Origin of the sequence: Rhizobium sp. Root149 (genome assembly GCF_001427345.1) — a bacterium.
Taxonomy (GTDB): domain Bacteria; phylum Pseudomonadota; class Alphaproteobacteria; order Rhizobiales; family Rhizobiaceae; genus Neorhizobium; species Neorhizobium rhizoryzae.
The window spans coordinates 529,974-554,366 of record NZ_LMGD01000020.1 but is presented as its reverse complement, the minus strand read 5'-3'; the positions used below and the strand labels follow the sequence as shown (position 1 = coordinate 554,366).

Genomic DNA, 24,393 nt, shown 5'->3' with positions numbered 1-24,393 from the left:
GACAGGTTCCAGATCAGACTTCATTGTATGACGAGCTCCGCCTGAAGCGCGCCTGCGGACTTGATGCCCTGCAGGATCGCGATAATTCCATCTGGCTTGACGCCGATGCTGTTGAGACCTGCAACCAGCGTCCTGAGATCCGGTCCGTTGAGGATGGCGACATTGCTGCCGCTCTTCATGACGCTGATATCGGTCTGGGGTTGAACGGCGGTCTCACCATTGGAAAAGGGTTGCGGCTGAATAATCTGCGGTGTCTCCGTGACCTGGACGGTCAAGGTTCCATAGCTGACGGCCACACGCGATACCTTCACATCGGCACCGATGACGACCGTGCCGGTTCGCTCATTGACGACGACCTTCGCAGGGGTATCCGTTTCGACGACAAGATTTTCAATCTCCGCCATCAGCCGCGTCAGATCAGCCGTCTTCGGCTTCGCGACCGAGACCTCCTGCGAGTCGCGAGGCTCCGCGATCGCACCTCCATAGCGCTGGGCGGCAAAGCGGTTCACGGTATCAGCAATGCGGACCGCCGTGGAAAAATCCGGGTTGCGCAATTGCAGCACCAGATTGACGGCGTCCTTGAATTTCGATGGGAGTTCGCGCTCGATGATGGCACCGTTTGGAACGCGGCCCGCTGTCGTCACACCTTCGGTGACGGAAGCCGCCTGCCCTTGCGCCGAGAAACCAGACACGATGACCGAGCCCTGCGCGACGGCGTAGATCTGGCCGTCGGCGCCGGTCAACGAGGTCATGATAAGAGTACCGCCACGCAGCGACGTTGCGTCGCCGAGGGAGCTTACCGTTACGTCCAGACGGCTGCCGGGGCTGGCGAAGGGCGGCAGATTGGCCGTCACCATGACGGCCGCCGTGTTCTTCGCTGCCGACTGGCCACCTTGTGTCGATATGCCGAGATTCTGCAGCATGGCGCGCATGGACTGCTCGGTGAAGGGTGAGGATCGCAGGCTATCGCCCGTTCCCTGGAGACCAACGATCAGACCGTAGCCGATCAACTGGTTGTCACGACCTGCCTGCAGGGATGCGATATCCTTGATGCGCGAAGCATCGGCAAAGGCCGGCTGAATTGGTGTTAGAAGGCACAGGAAGGCAAGGCCTGCCACAAGAAGACGCTTCATCATTTCGCCATCACCTGCACTGTTCCATTCGCCATGACCGTTCCCGAAACGGTGACGCCCGAATCCAGATTGCGAACCTTGATGACGTCGCCGACCGCTGCATTGTCGAGAGGCGTACCTGTTGCACTGATGGTCATGTTGCCGAGGCTGAAGGTGAGGCGCACAGGCGCGCCGCGCTTGACCGCGTAGGGCTCACGCAGGGCACTGAGCTGGATGGTGCGGCCCGGCAGAAGCGTGCGGTTGCTGACCTTGCCCATGACCTGGTCGATACCGGAGGCATAGCCGCCAGCAAGGTTCGGATTGGTGACTTCGACTTCCTGAAGCTGGGCGGCATCGATTTCCTGACCCGGATAGATGATCTGCTTCGGCACGACCGCATAGCCCATATCGGCGTATGCGGACGGCGCCAAAAGACCAGCAAGAAGACCAAGGGCAATGCCCTGCAATCCGACCCGCTTCCGGCTATTCCGGCGAAACATCATGTCTGCCACCCCTTCAAGATTACTTCAGGTTCTTACTGACGATCGACGCCATTTCGTCTGCTGTCGTGATCACCTTCGAGTTCATTTCATAGGCACGCTGTGCCGCGATCAGGTTGGTGATTTCCTTCACGGCATCGACGTTCGAGGATTCGAGATAGCCCTGCTTGAGGTAACCAAAGCCCGGATCGTCGGGAGCTGCGACAATGGCCTCACCGGAAGCAGCCGTCTGCTGGAAGAGATTGTCACCCATTGGCTTCAGGCCTGCTTCGTTGACGAAGTTCGCCATGGTCAACTGGCCGAGCGGCGTGAAGGTCGTGGCATTCCCGATGCGGACGCTGACTTCGCCGGAACGGTTGATCACCGTTTCCGTCACATCGGCCGGAAAGGTGATGTTGGGGACCACGGCATAGCCGTCGATCGTCACCAGCTGGCCTTGCGCATTGGTATTGAAGGCGCCTGCACGGGTGTACATGGTCGAGCCATCCGGAGCCTGCACCTGGAACCAGCCGCGACCGATGACGGCAACGTCGAGGGAGTTCTCGGTCTGGGTGAGTTCGCCCTGCTGGAAGATGTTGCGCACAGCGGCGGTCTGTACGCCGAGACCAATGTTTGCACCTTCCGGAACAATCGCCTGGTTAGCCCGGTTGGGAACGCCGCCAGCCCGTTCGGTCTGATACAACAGGTCAGCAAACTCGGCGCGGGCGCGCTTGTAGCCAGTGGTGTTGATGTTCGCGATGTTGTTCGCGATGACCTCGAGGTTGGTCTGCTGGGCATCCATGCCCGTCGCTGCGACGGAAAGTGCTCTCATCGATCTGATGTCCTTGAACCGCTAGATTTGCATTTTGGTGATGTCGAGATAGGCGCTGACGATCTTGTCGCGGAAGGCGATGGCCGTCTGCAGCGACTGCTGCGCCTGGAGAACGGCATCGACGACTTCACGTGTGTTCGCCTTGCCGGTAATTCCGTCGAAGGAAATGGCTTCCGCGCTCTTCAAGCTGTTGGCGGCATCGACCGCCATATTGCCGAGCACTTCGGAGAAGGAAGCGCCCGTGCTTGCTGCAGAACCGCCGGTGCCAAATGCAGAAGCAGCACTCGAAGAGGAAGTCACCTCGCCGAGATCTCGCGTCATGGAGAGACCGGCGACTTTCTGGATACCGTCAATCATTGCGATGCGCCCTTCAGAAGATCGAGAGTGGAGGAAATCATTTCGCGCGTCTGCTTGATGGTCTGCAGGTTTGCGTCATAGCTGCGGTTGGATTCCCGAAGGTCGGCCATTTCGATCAGCACGTTCACATTGGGCATCTTCACCATGCCCTTGGCATCGGCGGCCGGATTGCCGGGATCGTATTCCTCGTGAAAATCAGAGGAGTCGGTGCCGAGCTTCTTGACGTCGACAACCTGGGCGCCGGACAGCTTGTCCAGCTCCGATCCGAAGGTGATCGTCTTGCGGCGATAGGGATCAGCACCGGGCGTATCACCCGTCGTGCGCGAGTTGGCGATGTTTTCTGAAACAATGCGCAAGCGGGTGGATTGGGCTTCCAAACCCGAACCGGCAATCCTGAGCGATGCGGCTAGCGGATCCATGGATCATTACCTCCTGACTGTCATCAGCATCATGCTGTGGAAGGACTTAACCAGCGTGTTCCCGATATCGTACTGACGCTTGATCCCACCCATCTTGGTGAGTTCCTGCGACAGGGAAACGGTGTTTCCCGATTCCTGGACGCCGATTTCCTGATTGAGATCTTCTTCTTCGATGTTCACATCGATCGAACTATCCAGGGAGTGACCCGACAGGTGCGCCGCATTGGTGCGCGCCATGGCGATGTTGGTCTCGTTCATCACCGCCGAAAAGGGTGTGACATCCTTGGATTTGTAACCTGGCGTGTTTGCGTTGGCGATGTTGCCAGCAACGACCTGCTGGCGAATGGAAAGCCATTCCGCTTGACGCGATGCCAGATCGAACAATTGAATGGGTTGCATAGGCTTCTCTCCATTTTCTAATTGAAGCCTAGGCTGATATCCTTGCGTCAGACTTACGGACTGCCCGAGGCCTGATCGTTTAACACCTCACCGGTGGAGGTTATGATCACCCAGCGTCCGCCGCGCTGCTCGATTGTTGCAAGACGGCTGTTATCTGGAAGGATCGAGCCAACACGCACCATGTACATGCCCTTGCTGTCTTCGATCAGCGCCCGACCATTGGCAACATGCATGAGGCGGAACGTATTCTTGCCGGGCAGAGGCTGCATGAGCCCCGCCCCTTCATTCCCATCGGTCTTGTCAGGCGAGGCAACCGTCGCTGTCGTCAGATTGTCGGTTGGATCCAGCGGGTCCTTCGGCGTATCGGAGGGCGTGTTATCGACCATGGCAAGCGGCGATACGCTGAAGACGTTCCGGGCCGGCGTGTCTGGCAGGTCGCGCGTGTGATCCATTGTTTCGACACGGATGCCGAACTTGTCCTCGTTGAAGAAAACGTACCAGGGGAAGAGCGCTGATGCGGTTGCCAGAAGGATTCCGGCACCAGCCAGCATTCGATCGCTGGAAGATCCAGATCGCCGACGGGTGCGCGAAGGCTTGATCTCTTCGTCGTTGTCCTGCTGCATGTTCAACCTCTCTGTCTCAGGTTCCCGGGGCCTGCACCGGCCCGTAAGGCGCCTGCCAGATCCGCATAGGCATCCTCTGCCGGCGGATCTCCTGGACCTTGCTTGAGTACGTCGTAGATGATGGGAACCTGCTTGATCGCCATGTCGAGATCGGCGTCACTGCCGGCGCGATACCCCCCGATCAGTCGCAGATCCCGCGTCTCCTCAAATTTATGAATGAGGGATTTCAACCTCGAAACGAGCTTTTCCTGATCACCAGTCCAAGCTTTGCGTGCAAGACGCGAGATGGACGACAAGGGATTGATGGGCGGATAGCGTCCCTCTTCGGCAAGGCTACGCTCCAACACCACGTGTCCATCCAGAATCCCGCGCGCGGAGTCGGCGATCGGATCGTTGTGATTGTCGCCATCCACCAGGATCGAAATGATAGCCGTTATGGTACCCGTTCCTTCCGGACCCGGACCCGAACGCTCCAGCAGGCGCGGCAGCTCGGTAAACACGGAGGCAGGATAGCCACGTGCGATGGGCGGCTCGCCGGACGCAACCGCGACCTCTCGGATCGCATGGGCAAATCGGGTGATGCTATCGGCGATGAACAGCACGTTTTCGCCTCGATCGCGAAAGTGCTCCGCAATGGTGATCCCAACCAACGGCGCCATCTTGCGCAGCATCGGGCTCTCGTCACTGGTGGCAACGACGGCAATGGATTTCGCCATGTTGTCGCCCAGCGTGTCTTCGATGAATTCGCGCACTTCTCGCCCACGCTCGCCAACAAGCGCGATGACGACCTTGTCGAAGGCCACCGCGCGCGCGATCATGGAAAGAAGCGTCGATTTGCCCACACCGGACCCGGCGAAAATGCCGAGACGCTGGCCTAGGCACAGCGGCGAGAAGATGTCGATGGCACGCACGCCGGTTCGAAATCCTTCTTCAATACGCTGTCGCGTCATCGAAGGTGGAGCCGTGTTGGAAATCGACCGCTTCTCCGGTCCATTGACCAGCGGGCCTTTTCCGTCGATGGGGTCACCCAGGGCACTGATGGTGCGGCCACACCAGCTGTCGTCCGGCGCAATGCGGAAAGCGCCCTTGCGGATGACCACATCGCCGATACCGATCGGTTCACCGGGTTCGATGGGGCAGACATAAACAAGATCCGGTTCGACCCGCACAACTTCGCCCAGATGGATGCCGGTCTTGCTGCGGTGCGCGACGAATTCGCCAAGCCTTACCTGCTTCGAAAGTCCTGAGACCGTGTAATGACCGGCTGCAATTGTGCGCACATGACCGCCAGGGGCCACTGCGACCTCGGGTTTGGTAAAGCGTTCAACGAGCGACGCCATCTGGGTCAGCTTGCCGTTCGGCACCGGTTCCACGGACTTGCCGTTCATGATTCAGCCTTCACCGAGAAATTAGCGCGAGCCGCCGAGGGTCTTGATGGCTTCGCTGAAATTGGTTTCCGTGTCGCGCATCAGCGAAGAAATGGCTTCGAAGCTGCGATTGACCTGAATGAGTTCGGTCATCTGGCCGATGCCGTTGACGTTCGATTGCTCGAGATAGCCCTGGACAACGCTGATATCGACGCGATCTACAACCGGCTGCGGCGCCTGCGTGGGAATTACGCCGCCATTCTCAAAGCGCAGATATCCCTTGGATATGTCCGTGCTAAAGACCCCGAGCGTGGCAACAGGCCTGTCGTTCTGCGTCACGCGACCATCTGGACCGATTACCGGCGGACCGGCGGTGCGGTCCAGCTGGATGGGTGCGCCACCGGCATCAAGCACCGGATAGCCCATGTTGGAAACGAGCTCGCCCGTTTCCTTCAGCGTGAAGCGTCCATCTTTCGTCAGAACCTGACCCTGCGGGGTGTCGATCGCAAACCAGGCATCGCCCTTGATCGCAACATCCAGCGGGTTGCCCGTATGATCGAAGCCGCCGCTACGCGTGGACAGATAGTCATTGCCCTGGCTGACAAAGGCGACCTTCGCGTTGAGTTCGTTGCGTGTCTTGCTGAGTACTTCGTCGAACTTCACTTCGGTCGCTCGAAAGCCAACCGTGTTCATGTTCGCCATATTATCGGCGATCGTGTTCAAGCGGCGCTCAAGCGCGATCTGCGAAGAAATACCGACATACAAACCGGACTGCATTCGTCTCTGGCTCCGTGATGGTTCAGATGTTTCCGACACGCTGGTGGGGTCGAATGTGCGGGCTCCACAGAGAACCCTGATCATGCCAATCCATAGGCAGAGAGACTTGTGCGAGGCTGTTCCACTGCGAAACCATGCCGCTGCAATTTTTCGATTTACTTAAACAGCTATAAACCCAGCCTCACGCAAGCCAGCGCCAGTAATTCAGGAACCTGATACGAACATGGTGCAGGTGTACGATGACAATCATAATCGGATTTATAGTCACATTGGGCTGCGTTCTCGGCGGCTACATGGCCATGGGCGGCCATCTGGACGTGCTTGTCCAGCCCTTCGAGCTCGTCATCATCGGCGGTGCCGGTGTCGGCAGTTTCATCATGGCCAACCCGATGAAGGTTGTGAAGGATTCGGGCAAGGCGATCGGAGAGGCTTTCAAGTATGCGGTTCCGAAGGAGCGCAACTACCTCGATGTTCTGGGTGTTCTCTATTCTCTCATGCGCGACCTTCGCACCAAGTCACGTAACGAGATCGAAGCGCACATCGACAATCCGGAGGAATCCTCGATCTTCCAGACCGCTCCGACGGTCCTGAAGAACAAGGAACTGACTTCCTTCATCTGTGACTATGTTCGCCTCATCATCATCGGCAATGCCCGAAGCCATGAAATCGAAGCGCTGATGGACGAGGAAATCGAAACCATCCTGCACGACAAGATGAAGCCTTACAATTCGCTGACGACCATGGGTGACGCATTTCCGGCGATCGGTATCGTCGCCGCCGTTCTCGGGGTTATCAAGGCCATGGGCAAGATCAACGAATCGCCGGAGGTTCTCGGCGGCCTGATCGGTGCGGCGCTCGTCGGCACCATGCTTGGCATCTTCCTGTCCTATTGCATGGTCGCGCCGCTCTGCAACCAGATCAAGATCGTGCGTTCCAAGCAGCATCGCCTCTACATCGTCGTGAAGCAGACCCTGATTGCCTACATGAACGGCTCGGTTCCGCAGGTCGCGCTTGAGTATGGTCGCAAGACGATCTCCGGCTATGAGCGTCCGTCGATTGACGCCGTCGAGCAGGAAATGATGAATCCGGGTGGCGGTGGCGAAAGCAAGGCGGCCTGACCCAGATGACCAAGAGCACCGACGACATGGCTTCCGGTATGGATCTCGCGCTTCTTGCAAAGCTCACCGGCGGATTGGGCGACTACAAGACCGTGGAAAAGCTTGCCGCCGATTTCGGCCAGCTCTATTCGGAATTTCTGCCGGATGTCTTTCACAGCGAGACGAATATCCACATCGACGTTTCCTATATCGGCTTCCAGTCGGGCCTGATGCAGGACCTTATCGCACAGCTGGGCGATGTCGTGTGCCTGGCTGACGGATCCTTGCGCAACTGGTGCCCGAACTTCGTTCTCGCCTGTGGCAACAGCTTCGTCATCGCATTGATGGAGCGTATGCTGGGCGCAGATCCGGCCATCATCGTTCAACCGGATCCTCGTCCCCTTTCGGACATTGAAATCGATCTGGCCTCCATGGTGTTCGAGCGCATTGCGAATGTTCTGCGTTCGGGCGTCAATGCAGCCGGTGGTTTCGAAGCGATGCTGGAGCGCCCCTATAACGCGGCCGCCAGACCGGAAGCGGACAAGGATGAGAAGCCTGAATTCGGCGCTACTATCCGCATGGCCGTCGAGATCGGCAATGTTTCGTCAGAAATCGCCCTGGTCATACCGCAGACGGCGCTCCTGAAGACAAAGGTCGTGACACCGAAATCCCGGGCACAGCTTTCGAAACAGAAGCAGGAATGGGCAGATCGCATTGCCGAACAGGTGCGCCGCTCGCAAATCACTCTGCAGGCGCGCATTCGTCTGCAATCGCTGACGCTGAAGACCATTTCGAAGCTGATGGCAGGCGATGTCATCGCCTTCGAGGACAAGGGAGATGTCCGGGTCGATGTCAGCGCCAACGGGAAAGATCTCTATGCGTGCGAATTCGGTCGCTCAGGCGATCGCTACACGGTACGCGTCAAGGACAACATCAGCACCGAAGACGAACTGCTGAGACATCTCATGAAGTGACCCGCCAGGTTCGTAATTTAGCATGGGCAGCCTGACGCAAGTTTCAACAGGAATAATCAATTCATGGCTACGAATAAGACACCTTTCAATCCGGACGATATGTTCGCCCCTTCCAGCGACGAAAAGGAACTGGATCAGGCGATCGACGATCTGCGCGGCGTGCTGAAAGCTGACGAAACCGGCAGCCTCGGTGACGATTTCGGCATGTCTGCATCGGCCTCCGAATCTCCGTTCGGTGCCGATCTTGGATCGGATACTGCCTTTGGTGGCTCCGATTTCGGCGGCGGTTCTGATTTCGGTGGTGCCTCGCTCGGAGGTGACTTCGGTGGAGGTGCGTCCTTCGGTTCGTCGGCGTCATCATCCATGCCGGAGCCAGGGAGCGCGCTCAATTCGAACCTCGACCTGATCATGGATATTCCGATTACGGTCGAAATCGTCCTGGGCACAAGCAAGATGCAAGTTTCGGGGCTTATGGGTCTTGAGGAAGGCGCCATTATCGCGCTGGACAAGAAGATCGGAGAACCGGTCGAAATCACCGTCAATGGCCGCAGGATTGCCAAGGGTGAGATCACGGTGCTCGAAAATGACGACACACGGTTCGGCGTCAAGCTAACGGAAGTGTTGAGTACAAACAAAGTCTGATCCCATGAGGGACAGTGAGGGAAGACCATGATGGACTTTGACGATTTCGGAGGCCCAGTCTCCAAGAAACCGTTATCCCAAGCTGAAAAGGCCGCCGCCGTCCTTCTTGCGATGGGCAAGGGGGTTGCTGGCAAGCTGTTGAAGTTTTTTACCCAGAGCGAGCTGCAAACAATCATTGCAGCTGCGCAGACACTGCGCGAAATCCCGCCGGATGAACTTCTGCAGCTGGTCAATGAATTTGAGGACCTGTTCACCGAAGGTGCGGGTCTCATGGACAACGCACGCGCCATCGAAAGCATCCTCGAAGAGGGCCTGACACCGGAAGAAGTGGATGGGCTGCTGGGTCGCCGTACCGCATTCCAGGCTTACGAGACGTCGATCTGGGACCGCCTGCAGGATGCCGACCCGGCTTTTGTCGGTCGCTTCATGCTGAAGGAACATCCTCAGACCATCGCCTACATCCTCTCCATGCTGCCCTCGTCCTTCGGTGCGAAGCTCCTGATGCAGCTTCCCGACGCCCAGCGGGCCGACATCATGAACCGTACGGTCAACATGAAGGATGTGAGCCCGAAGGCGGCGCAGATCATCGAGAACCGCGTCATCGAACTGATCCAGTTGATCGAAGCCGAGCGCAACTCGAACGGTTCCAACAAGGTTGCGGAACTCATGAACGAGTTGGAAAAGCCACAGGTCGACAATTTGCTCACGTCGCTGGAGACAATCAGCAAAGAATCGGTCAACAAGGTACGTCCGAAGATCTTCCTGTTCGACGATCTTCTGGCCATGCCGCAGCGCAGCCGCGTGATGCTGCTGAACGACATTGCCGGCGATATCCTGACGATGGCCCTGCGTGGGGCCTCGGCGGAAATCAAGGAAGCCGTTCTGTCTGCCATCAGCCCGCGCCAGCGTCGCATGATCGAGTCCGATCTCGGCTCCAACGCGGCCATCAATCCGCGCGAAGTGGCTATCGCACGGCGCGCCGTAGCGCAGGAAGCCATTCGTCTGGCCAATGCGGGCCAGATACAGCTCAAGGAGGCCGCGCCAGCTGGCGAGGCTCCGGCGGCCGCATAAGCGGAGTGAACTCGAAAGGTTCATTCCGTCGCTTTCCGGAGATCATGACGATCTTCGGTTGAAAGAGCGTCAAGCACCTGGCGCTCTGACACAGGGATGAAGCCTTGTCTGAGGATAAAGAAAGTAAAACAGAAAGCCCGACCGAGAAAAAACTTCGTGACGCGGCTGAAAAAGGTAACGTTCCGTTTTCGAAAGAGGTGACGCTCTTCGCGTCATCTCTTGCGTTTTATTGTTACCTCATCTTCTTCCTGCCGGGCCGGACACTCGACCTCGGGGAAACGCTCAAGGACATCATCGCACAGCCGGATCAGTGGCAGTTGGAAAACGCCTCGGATATCGTGTCGATCGGTGTGCATATCGGCTGGGCAACGGCTTCTTTCCTGCTGCCTGCCATGCTGATGTTCAGCCTGTTCGGTCTGGCTTCCTCTTTTGCACAGAACCTGCCCTCCGCCGTTCTCGAACGCGTACGTCCGCAGATTTCCCGCGTGTCTCCCATGAAAGGGCTGGAGCGTATCTTCAGCGTACCTGGCCTGGTGGAATTCGGGAAATCGCTCTTCAAGATCGTTGTCGTCAGCATCTGCATGTTCTTTGCGATGCGTGGTGACTTCATGCATTCGCTGGATGCCATGTTCGCCGACCCGAAAGTGGTGCCGGACATGCTCTATGTGGCCGCAACGAAAATGATGGTGGTGATTCTGCTGTCGACCGGTGTGCTTGCGGCAGCTGACTTTTTCTGGACGCGGCATCACTGGTACAGCGAACTGAAGATGTCGCAGCAGGAAATCAAGGACGAGCACAAGCAGTCGCAGGGTGACCCGATGGTCAAGGGACGCCAGCGTGCCGTCATGCGCAGCCGCGCCCGCCAGCGCATGATCAACAATGTCCCGCGCGCAACCCTCGTGATTGCAAACCCGACCCACTATGCCGTGGCCCTGCGCTATGTGCGCGAAGAAAGCGATGCGCCGGTGGTTGTTGCCAAGGGCAGTGACCTGATCGCATTGAAAATTCGCGAAATCGCAGAGCAGAATAACATTCCTGTTTTTGAGGATCCGCCGCTCGCTCGCTCCATGTTTGCGCAAGTCTCGGTGGATAGTGTCATTCCACCAGCCTTTTACAAGGCAGTGGCCGAACTGATTCATCGAGTCTACGCCTCGCGATCGCCTCAAAAACGGATACGCTGAACGCCATGAAAAAATGCAACTATTCGCTTGAACGTGAAAAAATCCTGGCTCAGGCGATCAGCCCAGTTGCAACAGAATTAAGAATGCTGGATGCGGCCGACCTGATTTCGCTGCTGCGCCTCGAATGCTATGGCAGCATTGCCGACCTGGTTTCCTCGGCTGCAGAACTGTATTTCCATCCAGGCACTGTAAGTTTCGGTTCCGGTGGCGACTACAAGCTGGAATGGGACGGTCGACCGGAAGTCATCCTGGATCTTGAGATCAAGCCGCAGGGCCTTTCCGTCTATGCAAGACTGATGCTGACGGACAAGACCGCCGGCATAGAGATCGACCATATTTCCTTCCAGAACCCCTCTGACGACCCGGAGGAAAATACGCGCTTCCTTTCGCGCAGCCTGCATGCGGCGCGGTTCATCAGAACGCCAACCGCGCTGGCCGGCTGAACTCAATCTTCGTAGCCATTTAAAGCGTGTCGCGATCTTTCAGATTCGCTCCTGACGCTTATCTCTTTGTTTTATCGCATGTCGTTGTCGCAAAACCGCTGCACACTTTTGCGCGCCATGCTTTAGTGAATGAAGCCAAGGCGTATGGCCTTGGCGATAGCCTGTATCCGGTTCACGGCATCGAGCTTAATGGTGGCGGAACCGAGATAGGCATTGACCGTATGAACGGAGAGACCAAGCCGTTCGGCGATCTCTTCGCTGATCTGCCCATCGCCTGCAAGCTGAAGACAGGCCACTTCTCTTTCGCTCAGTGACTCGGCAGGGATGGACCGCCGCTCGTCCATAGCGAGCAGGTCCATCATGACGTGGCAACTGCGCACGTGCTGGTCAATGACAAGGTCGTTCGAGAGGTCCATTGCAGACCCGGCAAAGGCGACATAACCATTGCCTAAGGCGCCCAGCCGAACCGGGAAGGCGATCCCTTCGAAGGAAAGCTGCTGACCATCCAGCAGGACAGTCATGCCCGAACCCTTGATCGACAGCCTGGTCTCGGTGTGACCCCTGGACTTCCAGATCATCGGGAGAAGTGACAGCTCGATGTGGTTCAGCAGCCGGTCGCCATAGGCCTGCAGGAAGGCGCCGCAATGCTCGGCGGCAGAAACGCCCCAGTTCTCCATTTCGCAAACCAGCTTGCGCTTGTTGGGCAAGCCGGATCCTGAAACGCGAAACACGGCAAAGTTCCGCGCATTCAGCGCCCGCTGCATGTTGATGAGCTTTGGGAAGATATCCGAGCGGCTCGAAACGCGCTGACCGATTGTCAAGAGAACTCCCGTTTTTGTTCCGCAGACAACTCACATGAGTTATCGATACTGCCTAAACCAGATTATTGCGAACAGCGTAGGCGATCGCCTCCGACCTGGTCTTGGTTGCCGTCTTGCGCATCACGCTCGTGATATAGTTATTGATCGTATTGCGGGAGATGCCGAGAATTACGGCAATCTCGTCGCTGGTCTTGCCCTCGGCGATCCAGAAAAGACATTCAAGTTCCCGGTCGGTCAATTCGAAGTCTCGCTCGGTCCGCAGTTCTCGCGTGTCGCCAAGGCTCAGGACATAGGCCGCCAGCAGCCCCACCTCGCGCAGACGATCCTGCGACAGGATTAGTCCTTCCGAAAACAGGAGCATGACCGAGAAGCGGGTTCGCCCGACGCAAAAAGTCAACGAACAGTATTGCTGACTGACATGTTTCGGCAGGCTCAAATCATCCGGAAGAAGAGCGAATTGCGGTGTCAGCAGGCTCAGGCATTTTTCGATTTCGGTGGAACGCCCATAGCTGCGCGCAAGATCGCTGCCCATGCGGCGCACCAGATCGAACGGCCAATTTGACGCGACGATGAAATCAAGCCCATTTTCCTGAATAAGGTCGTAGCGCGCCAGGAGGTAGTGAGAGGCACCGACATAGTCCGTCAGTTGCGCCATGGCGCTCTGAATCTGACCGGATGACCCGCTGGCTGACAGCTTAGCGAGAAATTGTTCACGGCTAAAGGTTGTGGAGGCCAGCACTTCGGGCTGCACCATGTTACCCGCAAACTGTTCCGGGGCTCGCAACTCCATTCCGCCTTTCTCCTTCCGGCGAGATCATCTCTCCGGTCAACAGTGGTCGATCAGTCGTCGGTCAGGGCGAACTCCTCTTCCGTTCCCGCATCGGCACGTCGAATCATCTACATTGTAGGCGGGGATCGTAGAATTGCCATAACCTTGAGCACGTTTTCGAATTCCCTTTCCCTTATACACACAAGCCGGGCCGTCTGACAAAATTATATTGTGACGCCTGAAGTATGGAACACGGCGCTGAACCAATGTCTTACGCCGAGGCTTGCAGGATCAGCGCCTGTCTGAATTGAGGGCACAAAAGCAAAAAGGGCCGGCATTTCGCCGACCCTCTCGCGTTCTGGTTTATCTGTCTTTGCCTGATCAGGCGGCGCGATCCACAGCCCATTTGCGCAGGATCTTGGCAGCGCGCTCTTCGCTGATTTCCACCATGCGGGCCAAGCGCTTCTCCGGGCCTTCCTTGACGCGCCGGTTGAAGCCGCCGTTCGGATCGTCCTCGGCACCGAAAAGATCGTTCGAGCTGTCGAACCCGAAGTCCGAACCGAAGTCGGCTCCGAAGCCTTCTGCGAGGGCGGGGTTGGCGCCGGCAGGTGAGAAGTCCGGCAGTTCCAGTCCGGCAGCCTCGCCAGCGGTCTCCGTGCTGACGGCCGTACCGGTGACGCTGCGGACGACCGGGCGCAGGCCGAACCAGACGACGAGGAAGGCGACAAGGACGAAAGCCGCGGAGTTGATGATGCCGCCCATGTTGCGCGTCAGCATTTCGCCGAAGCCCGGACCACTTGCAGCAGACTGGTCAAGCAACTGGTTTTCGAGGAAATCCATTGCCGTGACTGTTACGACGTCGCCCCGATCCGCACTAAGCCCCGCAGCCGTCGAAACGATCTGCTTCATCTTTTCCAGGTAAGCATCAATCTTCTGCTGGTCGACCGGTTCGCCAACCATCTGCGCAATGCGGCCACGATTGACGACGACCGCGATGGAAAGCTTCTCGAGGCGATAGCCGTTCCTTGTCGTTGCCGTCGTCTTCGAGTTGATTTCGTAGTTGGTCTGCTCTTCCTTCTTGTCCGACTGGTCGGACGATTCCGGACCACCAGCACCGCCGGCCTGCGGCGCGGCTTGCGGGATATTCTGCTCGACTGTTGCCGCAGAGTCGGATTGCTTCTGCTGAGACTTTTGCGCTTCCTTCGTGATCTTCACCGAACGTTCGACACGCGATTCAGGATCGAACACGGTTTCCTGGATCTGCTGGGTATCGGTGTTCAGCACCACAGTTGCACTGGAACGGAAATTGTCCATGCCGAGGAAGGGTGCGAGTGCCTTGTCGATATTGCTTTCGAGTTCCTGCTGGACCGACTGAACGGCATTCATAGAGCGCGAAAGGCTGCTATTGCCGCTTTCATCGCCGGAGGCCAGCAACTGGCCAGTCGAATCGAGAATTGTCACATCGTCGACCTCAAGCCCGGGAACGGCAGAGGCGACAAGATGGCGGATGGATGAAGCCGCCTTGCGACCAGCTTCCGTCGAGGCGCGGATCATGACGGAGGCCGTCGGCTTTTGACCGGCGCGGCGGAAGTTGCCGACGTCTGGCATGACGATGTGCACGCGTGCGGCTGCAACGCCACTGATCTGCTGGATCGAGCGAGCGATTTCGCCTTCCAGCGCCCTCACTCGCGTGACTTCCTGCATGAAGGAGGTCAGGCCGAGCGAGCCAACCTTGTCGAACAGTTCGTAGCCGGCATTGCTGCTGTTTGGCAGGCCACGCTCGGCAAGCAGAAGACGCGCACGGCTGGTCATACCAACCGGCACCTGTATGCTTGAACCGTCCTGGCCGACTGCAAAGTTGATACCTGCTTCGGCCAGCGCAACGCTGACCTTGTTCAGGTCTGCCTGTTCCAGTCCCACATAGAGTGTTTCGAAGGCCGGTTTGTTCACATAGAGGGCGGCAGCGATGACAATCGCCATGGATACGAGGCCAACCCCTGCCAAAGTCAGCAGTTTGGTTTGGCCTAACGACCCGAAATTCTTCATTATTTGATTAAATTGAGCTAACAGATTCATTCTGTTCCCGCACCGTCTAATAGGTCATGTAGGCCTTTGCCCTCACACAACCTACGCGGCGAAGCTTGTGCGAGCGTTTCGCAAAGCCCCATCGAGACGGTGGAGACAGTTATAAATTAGAAGAAATCAAAATCTCCTGCCGCCTTGGAAAGAGGCTGTGAATGACCATGACGCATGCCGCTGCTCAACGCCTTGTGCATTTCCGCCAGCTTGACGAGACTCAAAGCGGTTGTGAGGTCGACTGTCCAGTTGTCGGGAATATCCGCTGTGATAGTGTCGATGAACTCGGCAAGCCCGCGCGTTTTCTGAACGGCCAGATCAATCCCCTGCAGCACCTTCATGCTATCGGGAGATTGCAGGACGGACTCACCGCCAAGCTCAAGCAGTTGCGGTTCGATACGTTCGATAAGGTAGGCAACGTCGTGCAACTCGGTCACGACGCGCATCAGAACGTCCGGGAGCTTTTCGTCCTCGGAGAGCGATGGCTGAACATGCAAATCGGTCATTGCTTCTCCGATCAGAAGAATTCGATTGAACTTTCCACTGGCTTTGCAGGACGCGCGGGGCGCTGTTCCTGGGCCACGGTTTTCTGTGTTTCCGCGCCTGTCAGAGGGTAGGTTCGAGCGCGACCGCTGACGGGCCAATATTCGAGCTTTCGCCCGAATTCACCGCCTGTAGACGATCCCACGATCGCTATGCCTTCATCCCGCAGGAATTGTGTGGCGAAGGTCGCGTTCTGCTCTCCGACATTGGAGAAACTCGCGATGGTCTTGGCACCACCAAAGATCTTGGCTTCCAGTCTGTCACGCCGCCCGCCGCGCTTCAGGATGCCGTTGATCAACAATTCCATCAAATGAACGCCGTAGCGAGACATATCCCCCCCGGACATGCCTCCCGGACCGTTTCCGGGAAGAAGAAAGTGATTCATCCCCCCTACTCCGGCCACGGGGTCCCTGAGGCACGCAGCCACGCAAGAACCCAGGATCGTCGTAATTACGGCGTTGGGATCATCCGTCACTTTAAATTCGCCTTGGATGATATTCATCCGCTTGGCTGCGGCCAGTTCGTTCATTTAAGAGCTCCGAATACTGCCTCGATGGCAGCTTTCATTTTTTCGATGGTAAATGGCTTTGCGAGTACGTTATTGGCACCCAATTGGGCTGCTTTCTGCACCAGCGCGCGGTCGCCCTGCGCCGTCAGAATAATGAATGCCGCCTTCTTGGTGTTAGGATTGGTCCGCACGGCCTGCAGCAGACCCAGACCATCCATCTTCGGCATGTTGAAATCCGAGATGACGAGATGGTGTGGCTGCTCGGCCATGATCTTCATGCCTTGCTCGCCATCGCCGGCCGCAGTGATCTGCTTGAAGCCAAGCTGTGTCAGGGCGTCGCTGAGAAGCAAACGGCTCGTTACCTGATCATCGACGATCAGAACTTTGATTTTTTCAGCGAGAGACATTTATTCGGTACCTTCTTTTCGGGCAGCAGTTAATTTCAAGATTTCCTCACCGATAGCGCCGAGCGGCAATTGCTGCTCGACGGCACCGATGTCGTTCGCAACACGAGGCATGCCGTAAACGACACAGGTTCTCTCGTTCTGCCCAAGCGTGCGTGCGCCAGCATTGCGCATCTTGAGCAGGCCGGAAGCCCCATCCCGTCCCATTCCGGTGAGGATGACGCCAACGGCATTGCGTCCCGCCAGTTCAGCGACCGAATCGAAGAGAACGTCGACCGATGGCCTGTGGCCATTGACCGGTTCGCGCTCGACAAGACGACAGCTCGGGGCTGACGGATTGACGACCTGCAGATGCCGGTCGCCACCGGGCGCCAGATAGATCTTGCCGATCTCCAATCTGGCTCCGTCGGTTGCTTCCTGCACAACAGGGGCACAGATACGATTAAGCCGTTCTGCAAAACTTTTGGTAAACGTCGGCGGCATATGCTGCGTTATTACCGTCGGCGGGCAATTTTGAGGGAATTTTTGCAGGACCGTGATCAGTGCTTCGACCCCACCGGTCGACGAACCGATGGCGACGATCTTGCGCCCGACCCTGTATTCTGCCGCCGGAGACACGGAAGGCGCATGCATGGTCTGCACCCGTCCGCGATTGGATCGAGCCGCAGCCTTGACTTTCTCAGCCAGATCGCCGAACGGACGAACATCCCCAGGTACCGGTTTGGAAACACAATCGAAGGCGCCGATTTCCAGCGCCGCCAGCGTTGCATTCGCACCCTGATGCGTCATGGTCGAAACCATGATCACAGGCATAGGGCGCAGACGCATGATCTTTTCAAGAAACTCCAGCCCATTCATGTTGGGCATCTCGATATCCAGCGTCACGACGTCCGGATTCAACTGCTTGATCGCAGCGCGTGCTTCATGCGCATCACCAGCCTGACCGATGACGCTTACGTCCGGATCCTTGTTCAGCACAGCCGTGATGAGGCCGCGCATCGTGGGACTATCGTCAACGACAAGAACTCTTGCTGGCATGCTCATCCTTTCCTCCCCCCACTTTTGCCAGTGTAGCGGTAGGTGGTTATTCCAATGTTATCGAAGAGATTTTTTGCATCTCCCGTCACACGCTCGGAATGTCCGATGTAGAGATGTCCGCCGACCGGCAGGAGTTCGGAAAAACGGGACCAGATTTTCATCTGGGTGGGTTCGTCGAAATAGATCACCACGTTGCGGCAGAAGATGACGTCGAACTGCCCCTTGAACGGCCACTGGGCCATCAGGTTCAATTCATTGTAGGTGATCAGTTTCTTGACCTTGTCATCGATCTGGAATTTGCGCCGGCCATCAATCGTGACCTCACGGAAATACTGCTTGCGCATGGCAGGCGTAACCGTTTCCAGCGAATTCTCGTCATAGGCCCCGGCCCGGGCCAGAGCCAGAATCTTTGGGTCTATATCGGTTGCCAGAATTCGGAAATCGTAATCGGCCGCGTTCGGCAAGAGCGACATGACCGTCAACGCGATCGAATACGGTTCCTGGCCATCAGAAGACGCCGCCGACCAGATACGGACGCGGCCACCGCTTTTGGCACGGGCAATCAGGCCCGGCAGCACTTCGTCACGAAGGTGTTCGAAATGATGGTTTTCGCGGAAGAACCGAGTGAAGTTCGTTGTGAGATGCGACAACATCTCACGCCGAACCGGCGCTCCTTCCGGCGAAGCGACGAGGGCGCAATATTCCGGAAAGCCACTCAGGCCCAGATTGCGGATATGCTTGGACAGACGCGAATAGACGAGAGACGCCTTCGTGTCGTTCAGGAAGATCCCGGCATCCGCATAAATCATGGCCGCAATTTCGGACAAGTCCCGGCGTGTCAGCGGATATTCTCCGCTTGCCAGAACTTCATCCGGCGATTGCCGGCTATCGCTGAGACCAGTGGCTCTCATGCAGCTTCGCTTTCAGTATCGGGGAAAAGGGCATCGAGTTCGATGAGACAGATCATGCGTTTGTCGATCGCCAGGATGCCTCTGGCATACTGTTTTTCGAGATCGGACGAGACTTCAGGCACGGGTTGGATGTTTTCATCCGTTACCGTCAGGATGTCCGACACCGCCTCGACAAGCATGCCCACCACGCGGCTTTTCACCTGGGCGACAATGATGACATGGCGGGGGGTCGGCTCTGCCCTGCGCATGCCCAGCCGCGCCGAGAGATCGACGATCGGCAGGACAGCGCCACGCAGGTTGATGACACCCATGACGTAGGACGGGGAATGAGGAAGGGACGTTGCTTTCGTCCATCCGCGGATTTCCCGTACAGACATGATATTGACGCAAAATTCCTGATCGCCGATACGGAAAGCGATCAGCTCCCGGCTACCTTGAGCAAGATTTTTCACGGCGTACGACATATACTTAACCCGTTGCTGCCAAAGACATATCCGACTTCAGGGCACCATCGCCGCGCAGCGACTGGCCGCGGGAAGCCGCCACCACTGCATCGACATCGAGAATGAGCGCCACGCGACCGTCACCCAGAATGGTGGCAGCGGCGATGCCCGGAACATGCGTGTAGTTTGCTTCGAGCGACTTGATGACGACCTGGCGCTGACCCTGGATTGCATCCACCATCAGTGCGCGCTGGCCGCCGCCTTCGGATTCGACCAGCAGAGCCACACCCTCGACAGGATTTGCCTGCATCGAGCGGAAATTCAGGATCCGGCCCACATCCACCAGCGGGCAGAAGGAGTTGCGGATCGAGATCAATCGCTGGTTCGCGCCGAAGGAATGGATCGCTGCGGCTTCCGGCTGAAGGGTTTCGACAATCGCCGTCAACGGAACGACGAGCGTCTGTCCGGCCACCGTGACGACCATGCCGTCGAGAACGGCGAGCGTCAGCGGCAAGCTCATGGTAAAGGTGGAGCCCTGACCTGGCCGTGAGCTGATGGAAATGCGCCCACCGAGAGCCTGAATGGACCGCTTGACGACGTCCATACCAACGCCTCGGCCGGAAATGTCCGAGATCTTGTCGGCGGTCGAGAAGCCGGGCATGAAGATCAGGTTGTCGATTTCCTCGTCGGTCAGATTGGCATCTGCCGGAATGAGATCGTTGTCGATCGCCTTCTGGCGAACACGTTCACGGTTGATGCCTGCGCCATCGTCCTGGAGTTCGATCAGGATTCGGCCAGAGCGGTGCTTTGCAGTCAGCTTGACCGTGCCTTCCGGATTCTTGCCAGCAGCCTCACGCTTTTCGGGCGTCTCGATACCATGGTCGACCGCGTTACGGATCATGTGCGTCAGCGGCTCGGCCAGCTTGTCGATAACGGTCTTGTCGACTTCGGTGTTTTCACCTTCAGTAACGAGGCGGATCGACTTTCCGACCATGTCGGCAACTTCGCGGACGATACGGGACATGCGCTGGAAGACCGGCTTCACAGGCTGTGCGCGGATCGCCATCACCGAGTCCTGGATCTCGCGGGTGAGCTGCTGAAGCTCTTCCAGTCCCATATTGATGGACGATGTTCCGGTCGTATCGTTTTCGATGACGCTCTGGGAAAGCATGGCCTGATTGATGACAAGCTCGCCCACAAGGTTGATGAGGCGATCGACGCGATCAAGATCAACGCGGATCGTCTGACCGGCACCGGCCGCAGCGTTCGCCGCATTGGCACTTGCTGCGGCTGCAGCAGCAGCTGCAGCGGACGACTGGCTCTCTTTCTTCTCTACGCGGGCCGCAGCGGCAGCCATCTTGCTGACATTGCTTGCCGTTTCGGCGGCCGCAACAGCAGCGGCCTGCTCGGAAGAATGATGCTCGACAGCCGGCTCGTCATCGGCACCGTGATCGCTGAGAAAATCGAGATCGAACGGTACCGGGATCATCGGCAACTCTTCGTCCGTGCTTTCGGCAAGCTTGACGTCGAGATCGCAATCCCATTCCGCGAATTCGAAGACGGAGCGGATATCCTGCTCGGATTTCGTCGTCTTTACGTTGATAGTCCAGCTGAAGTAGGCCGCTTCCGGATCCATCTTCTCGAAGGCGGGAAGACTGTCGATATCGCAATTGATGCTCATCTCGCCAACGCGGGAGAGATCACGCAGGAGCAGAGCTGCTTCGTTGCCCTTGCTGTACAACTCGCGCCGCGGCTTGAAGACCACTTCGAAGGAGGACGGCTCGATTGTCGCTTCTTCATCGCCGAATTCATCGAACGTGAAGGGGATCGGCTGGAAGCCGCTGTCATCTGTCGGCGCAGGGGCCGGGGCCACTGCTACTGCAGCCGGGGCCGGGGCCGGTTTCGCCTGTGGCTTGGGTGCTTCCGAAGCGCCGCCGCTTGGCAGTTCGCCGCGGGCCAGGGCTTCGAGTTCCTTGACAAGACCCCTGCTTCGTCCCTCGTCCACGCCGCCGCCATCGCGGGCGGCGGTCACAAGGTCTGCCAGCACGTCAGCTGACTTCAGCATGACTTTCAGGACATCCTGCGAAGGTTCGAGCTTGTTCGAGCGAACGCAATCGAGCGTCGTTTCAAACACGTGTGCGAACGAAACCAGGTCATCAAGGCCAAACGCGCCTGCACCACCCTTGATCGAGTGAACCGCGCGGAAGACGGCATTTACCGTTTCCGGGTCTCGGTCGCCATCATTCAGCTTGAGAAGACCAGATTCCAGTTCGGCGAGCTGCTCCTCGCACTCCTGGAAGAAGATCTCTTTGATTTCGTTCATATCCATCGCAGGAATTCCCGGTTCAGGCGGTTACACGCTCGATCGCATCAATCAATTTCGCGGGATCAAAAGGCTTGACGATCCAGCCGGTCGCTCCGGCCTGTCGTGCACGATTCTTCTTTTCCGCGTCACTTTCCGTGGTCAGCACCAGGATCGGCACCGCACGATAACGCTCGTTCCGACGCACACCCTCGATGAAGCCAAAGCCATCCAGGCGGGGCATGTTGATATCGGTGACGATGACATCCGGATTGCATTCTTCGAGAACTTCCAGACCTTCCACACCGTCTTCAGCCTGAATGGTTTCGAAGCCCGCATTGTTAAGAGTCACCAGAAGCATGTTCCGGATCGTCCGCGAGTCATCCACGGTAAGTACTTTCTTTTTCACTGCCGAATCTCCTTCGCGAGCAGGTGATCTATGTTGATGCCGATGAGCTGCATGGTCTTGCGAAAAGCATCGGAAACCTTGTCGATGACGAGGCTCTTGCTATCTTTCTCCCAGGCATTGGCCGCAGCCAGCAGGACCTGAACACATTGAACGCCCACCCGTTCGACGCCGGATGCATCGATCGCGACATCCTTGCCTCGCAGGGAGGTCAATGTGCCGTGCAGATTGGACGCCTCGTTGAGGTCCAGAATCTTTGCCAGCTTGAGCGTCTCGGCCGATTTATTGTTGACTGCCATTCCAGGACCCTCGTCTCTCGAAACTTCTTGCAAAGCGCGACATCGCGCTGAAATCCAATTGTCCGGCCTGCGCCGGTCCCCCACTCAACCCGTCAACGCAACTGCCTGAGACGACAGGAACGCCATCATTCCACCGGACGAAATCTCGGTGTCTTCGATCGTTGCGTCCTTCGTCGGCATAGTTTTTCTGGCTTCCCAGATGCGGCTCTTGTCGGAACTGCGTTCAATCCGGAACTCCCGCACTGTCCGTCCAAGTTCCACGATAACCGTCTTGAGTTCATCGCCTTCCTGGCCCAAAGCGCGCGCACGCTCGGCACTGCGGGCCAGACGCTGATCCAGCACCTCGACATCGAGGCTCATCTTCTCAAGCGAGCGGACCTGTTCGTCTGTCGCACGCGCAAGGCCGGACACCGTTTCGTTGATGCTGGAAACCTGTTGCACGAGACCACCAATCGCATTCTGCGTCTGGTGGACCATCTTCACACCTGCCTCGACCTGCGACTTGGTACCGCTGACGAGTTGCTTGATTTCCCGGGCCGCATCAGCGGAACGCTGTGCGAGAGCCCGAACTTCCTGAGCAACGACGGCGAAACCCCGGCCCGAATCCCCGGCGCGTGCCGCTTCTATGCCGGCATTCAGGGCAAGAAGGTTCGTCTGGAACGCAATCTCATCGATCACGCCAATGATTTGCCCGATCTTTTCTGCCGACTGCTCGATATCGGACATGGCATTGATCGCACGTCCGACAACCTCACCACTTTCTTCGGCCGCGCGGCGAGCGTCGGACGTCGCCTTTTCCGCTACCGCCGACTCAGCGGCGCTGTCACGCACCTTCTGTGTCAGATGCGAGATTTCCTGGAAGGCAGCAGAAAGCGCCTCAGCCTGCGCGTCAACCTCCGTCGCGATCTCAAGCGTCTGGCCAGCAATTGATCCGGCAAGCGTTTCGGCTCGCAGCAGCTTGTCGGAGGCCGATTTGAGTGAGGCGCACATGGCGTCCTGCGCCTGATCGAGCAACGAGGAAAGCTCGGCATAGACTTCCGGACGTTCGTCGCTGACCGCAACGGTCAGATCTTTATTCGCAAGCGCCACTGCCACGGGGCCGAACAGGTCGTTTGCCTGTGCCTGGTCGCGTTCTCTCTGGGTTGCCAGAGCACGCTGGTGCTTCTGCCGGATTTCGTTGATCCGAAGCGACACCGCAATCTCGACATCGACCAGGACAAGGCGGATGACCGCCTGGATGGCGTCGGTCACTTCCTTCTCGCGCTTGCGAGCGGCAGGAAGCAGAGATCTGCCGCCGATCTGTTCGAGGAGACCGCCAATCAGGGCCTCGAGCATGACTGCATGGCCAGCGATATGCCAGCGCGGATCAAGCCCCATCCGTCCTTCGGCGTCAGAGAGCACCTTCACCCGCTCCGCATACAGCGCGTCGAAGCGTGCATCCGTCAGGACGCTCCAGTGGGAAGCCTGCAGGTCATGCAATCTTTCCAGCTGCAGATCGCTCTCGAAATGACGCATCGCATCCGGTGATGATTGCAGTCTATGCAGGAAATCGCGAAGGCCTTCCTTCAGACATCCTTCCAGTGTGGGGCGGAACCGGCGCAAAAGCTCGCAGCTTTCTGCATCCAGGCCGGCAAAGGCAAGCCGTTCGCGCAGGCTGCCCGCCTGTGCCTTTCTTGCCTGATCCGTTGCCGTTTCGTGAGCCAAAGCCCGTCCCCAACACTGCTGTCCCTCAAGGATCAGCGAAAATCGTTACCGAACCCTCTGCATCCAGAGGTTAAAAACATTATCTGCCCCTCTTGAGGGAGGAATGCAGGCTTGCGCGTTCCATCCGATCACTGATTTTCACGGGCGGCGAACCGGTAAGGCTCGCGGCTGTTGCCAGACGATCCTGATGAAAATCACTGCTTGATGAAAAGCATACCGGACCAAAACCGGTACGTCGGCGCGGCATCATGCCAGGAAGGAGCGGGCATAGGCCCATCACACTTCGCCTTGTAGAACTAGTTGTATGGTTAATTCCTTGCCTGAAGGTTAATAGCTTCGAGCCTTCAAAGCTTTTCCAAAGTGCTGAAATAGCCCACGCCACGAGGCCTTAGCGCC

28 protein-coding genes are annotated in these 24,393 nt (G+C 57.6%); 6 read left to right on the top strand and 22 right to left on the bottom strand.

Translation table 11 applies throughout. From position 1 onward, the window contains the following. Nucleotides 1-20: 20 nt before the first annotated feature. From ASD54_RS14860 to flgF, 9 genes are read right to left on the bottom strand one after another with little or no spacing between them, the layout of a single operon-like run. Nucleotides 21-1,133 carry a flagellar basal body P-ring protein FlgI gene (locus ASD54_RS14860; protein WP_062555495.1) on the bottom strand — a complete coding sequence of 371 codons (1,113 nt, stop codon included), beginning with the start codon at nucleotides 1,131-1,133 and terminating at the stop codon, nucleotides 21-23. Beyond that, nucleotides 1,133-1,612, bottom strand: coding sequence for a flagellar basal body P-ring formation chaperone FlgA (gene flgA / locus ASD54_RS14855; protein ID WP_244484768.1), 480 nt, complete (start codon nucleotides 1,610-1,612; stop codon nucleotides 1,133-1,135). Before flgA ends, ASD54_RS14860 begins: the two co-directional genes overlap by 1 nt. A 22-nt stretch (nucleotides 1,613-1,634) precedes the next feature. Then, on the bottom strand, nucleotides 1,635-2,423 hold the full coding sequence (flgG, locus tag ASD54_RS14850) for a flagellar basal-body rod protein FlgG (protein WP_062555354.1): 789 nt from the start codon (nucleotides 2,421-2,423) through the stop codon (nucleotides 1,635-1,637). A gap of 21 nt (nucleotides 2,424-2,444) precedes the next feature. Next, nucleotides 2,445-2,780 carry a flagellar hook-basal body complex protein FliE gene (locus tag ASD54_RS14845; protein WP_062555353.1) on the bottom strand — a complete coding sequence of 112 codons (336 nt, stop codon included), beginning with the start codon at nucleotides 2,778-2,780 and terminating at the stop codon, nucleotides 2,445-2,447. Next, a complete protein-coding gene (gene flgC / locus ASD54_RS14840) occupies nucleotides 2,777-3,199 on the bottom strand; it encodes a flagellar basal body rod protein FlgC (RefSeq protein ID WP_062555352.1) in 423 nt (140 codons plus the stop codon). Before flgC ends, ASD54_RS14845 begins: the two co-directional genes overlap by 4 nt. A 6-nt stretch (nucleotides 3,200-3,205) precedes the next feature. Beyond that, the gene (flgB, locus tag ASD54_RS14835; protein WP_062555351.1) at nucleotides 3,206-3,598 is read right to left on the bottom strand and encodes a flagellar basal body rod protein FlgB; all 393 of its coding nucleotides are present in this window, start codon (nucleotides 3,596-3,598) and stop codon (nucleotides 3,206-3,208) included. Nucleotides 3,599-3,651: 53 nt separating this feature from the next. After that, complete coding sequence (locus ASD54_RS14830) at nucleotides 3,652-4,221, bottom strand: hypothetical protein (RefSeq protein ID WP_062555350.1); 570 nt, start codon at nucleotides 4,219-4,221, stop codon at nucleotides 3,652-3,654. 2 nt (nucleotides 4,222-4,223) lie between these two features. Then, nucleotides 4,224-5,609: a flagellar protein export ATPase FliI gene (gene fliI, locus ASD54_RS14825; protein ID WP_062555349.1), complete on the bottom strand. Its 1,386-nt coding sequence runs from the start codon at nucleotides 5,607-5,609 to the stop codon at nucleotides 4,224-4,226. A gap of 21 nt (nucleotides 5,610-5,630) precedes the next feature. After that, nucleotides 5,631-6,365: a flagellar basal-body rod protein FlgF gene (gene flgF, locus ASD54_RS14820; protein WP_062555348.1), complete on the bottom strand. Its 735-nt coding sequence runs from the start codon at nucleotides 6,363-6,365 to the stop codon at nucleotides 5,631-5,633. 239 nt (nucleotides 6,366-6,604) lie between these two features. On the opposite strand from flgF, the gene motA reads away from it, so the two are divergent. The 6 genes from motA to ASD54_RS14790 all read left to right on the top strand — a co-directional run bounded on the left by motA (nucleotide 6,605) and on the right by ASD54_RS14790 (nucleotide 11,773). Continuing rightward, nucleotides 6,605-7,483, top strand: coding sequence for a flagellar motor stator protein MotA (gene motA, locus ASD54_RS14815; protein WP_062555347.1), 879 nt, complete (start codon nucleotides 6,605-6,607; stop codon nucleotides 7,481-7,483). A gap of 5 nt (nucleotides 7,484-7,488) precedes the next feature. Next, complete coding sequence (locus tag ASD54_RS14810) at nucleotides 7,489-8,436, top strand: FliM/FliN family flagellar motor switch protein (protein ID WP_062555346.1); 948 nt, start codon at nucleotides 7,489-7,491, stop codon at nucleotides 8,434-8,436. Nucleotides 8,437-8,499: 63 nt separating this feature from the next. After that, nucleotides 8,500-9,078 carry a flagellar motor switch protein FliN gene (fliN, locus tag ASD54_RS14805; protein ID WP_062555345.1) on the top strand — a complete coding sequence of 193 codons (579 nt, stop codon included), beginning with the start codon at nucleotides 8,500-8,502 and terminating at the stop codon, nucleotides 9,076-9,078. A 27-nt stretch (nucleotides 9,079-9,105) separates the two neighbouring features. After that, nucleotides 9,106-10,149, top strand: a complete 1,044-nt coding sequence (gene fliG, locus ASD54_RS14800; RefSeq protein WP_062555344.1) for a flagellar motor switch protein FliG — start codon at nucleotides 9,106-9,108, stop codon at nucleotides 10,147-10,149. 104 nt (nucleotides 10,150-10,253) lie between these two features. Further along, complete coding sequence (gene flhB, locus ASD54_RS14795; protein ID WP_062555343.1) at nucleotides 10,254-11,330, top strand: flagellar biosynthesis protein FlhB; 1,077 nt, start codon at nucleotides 10,254-10,256, stop codon at nucleotides 11,328-11,330. A gap of 5 nt (nucleotides 11,331-11,335) precedes the next feature. Continuing rightward, a complete protein-coding gene (locus ASD54_RS14790; protein WP_062555342.1) occupies nucleotides 11,336-11,773 on the top strand; it encodes a hypothetical protein in 438 nt (145 codons plus the stop codon). Between the two features lie 122 nt (nucleotides 11,774-11,895). Here ASD54_RS14790 and ASD54_RS14785 read toward each other — a convergent pair whose 3' ends face one another. From ASD54_RS14785 to ASD54_RS14725, 13 genes are all read right to left on the bottom strand, one after another. Beyond that, nucleotides 11,896-12,537, bottom strand: a complete 642-nt coding sequence (locus ASD54_RS14785; protein ID WP_082547232.1) for a helix-turn-helix transcriptional regulator — start codon at nucleotides 12,535-12,537, stop codon at nucleotides 11,896-11,898. Between the two features lie 109 nt (nucleotides 12,538-12,646). Beyond that, nucleotides 12,647-13,348, bottom strand: a complete 702-nt coding sequence (locus ASD54_RS14780; protein ID WP_244484767.1) for a LuxR C-terminal-related transcriptional regulator — start codon at nucleotides 13,346-13,348, stop codon at nucleotides 12,647-12,649. Nucleotides 13,349-13,744: 396 nt separating this feature from the next. Further along, nucleotides 13,745-15,439, bottom strand: a complete 1,695-nt coding sequence (gene fliF / locus ASD54_RS14775; protein ID WP_062555339.1) for a flagellar basal-body MS-ring/collar protein FliF — start codon at nucleotides 15,437-15,439, stop codon at nucleotides 13,745-13,747. A 116-nt stretch (nucleotides 15,440-15,555) separates the two neighbouring features. Beyond that, nucleotides 15,556-15,945 carry a hypothetical protein gene (locus ASD54_RS14770; protein ID WP_062555338.1) on the bottom strand — a complete coding sequence of 130 codons (390 nt, stop codon included), beginning with the start codon at nucleotides 15,943-15,945 and terminating at the stop codon, nucleotides 15,556-15,558. An 11-nt stretch (nucleotides 15,946-15,956) separates the two neighbouring features. After that, nucleotides 15,957-16,511, bottom strand: a complete 555-nt coding sequence (gene cheD / locus ASD54_RS14765; protein ID WP_062555337.1) for a chemoreceptor glutamine deamidase CheD — start codon at nucleotides 16,509-16,511, stop codon at nucleotides 15,957-15,959. Continuing rightward, nucleotides 16,508-16,897, bottom strand: coding sequence for a response regulator (locus tag ASD54_RS14760; RefSeq protein WP_062555336.1), 390 nt, complete (start codon nucleotides 16,895-16,897; stop codon nucleotides 16,508-16,510). Before ASD54_RS14760 ends, cheD begins: the two co-directional genes overlap by 4 nt. Further along, complete coding sequence (gene cheB, locus ASD54_RS14755; RefSeq protein ID WP_062555335.1) at nucleotides 16,898-17,938, bottom strand: protein-glutamate O-methylesterase CheB; 1,041 nt, start codon at nucleotides 17,936-17,938, stop codon at nucleotides 16,898-16,900. After that, a complete protein-coding gene (gene cheR, locus ASD54_RS14750; protein WP_062555334.1) occupies nucleotides 17,935-18,843 on the bottom strand; it encodes a protein-glutamate O-methyltransferase CheR in 909 nt (302 codons plus the stop codon). The genes cheB and cheR overlap by 4 nt, the downstream gene beginning before the upstream one ends. Beyond that, nucleotides 18,840-19,307: a chemotaxis protein CheW gene (locus tag ASD54_RS14745; protein WP_062555333.1), complete on the bottom strand. Its 468-nt coding sequence runs from the start codon at nucleotides 19,305-19,307 to the stop codon at nucleotides 18,840-18,842. The genes cheR and ASD54_RS14745 overlap by 4 nt, the downstream gene beginning before the upstream one ends. 4 nt (nucleotides 19,308-19,311) lie before the next feature. Then, on the bottom strand, nucleotides 19,312-21,615 hold the full coding sequence (locus ASD54_RS14740; protein ID WP_062555332.1) for a chemotaxis protein CheA: 2,304 nt from the start codon (nucleotides 21,613-21,615) through the stop codon (nucleotides 19,312-19,314). A 16-nt stretch (nucleotides 21,616-21,631) separates the two neighbouring features. After that, nucleotides 21,632-21,997: a chemotaxis response regulator CheY1 gene (cheY1, locus tag ASD54_RS14735; protein WP_062555331.1), complete on the bottom strand. Its 366-nt coding sequence runs from the start codon at nucleotides 21,995-21,997 to the stop codon at nucleotides 21,632-21,634. Beyond that, complete coding sequence (locus ASD54_RS14730) at nucleotides 21,994-22,293, bottom strand: STAS domain-containing protein (protein ID WP_062555330.1); 300 nt, start codon at nucleotides 22,291-22,293, stop codon at nucleotides 21,994-21,996. Before ASD54_RS14730 ends, cheY1 begins: the two co-directional genes overlap by 4 nt. 84 nt (nucleotides 22,294-22,377) lie before the next feature. Further along, nucleotides 22,378-23,997: a globin-coupled sensor protein gene (locus tag ASD54_RS14725; protein ID WP_062555329.1), complete on the bottom strand. Its 1,620-nt coding sequence runs from the start codon at nucleotides 23,995-23,997 to the stop codon at nucleotides 22,378-22,380. Nucleotides 23,998-24,393: the final 396 nt, after the last annotated feature.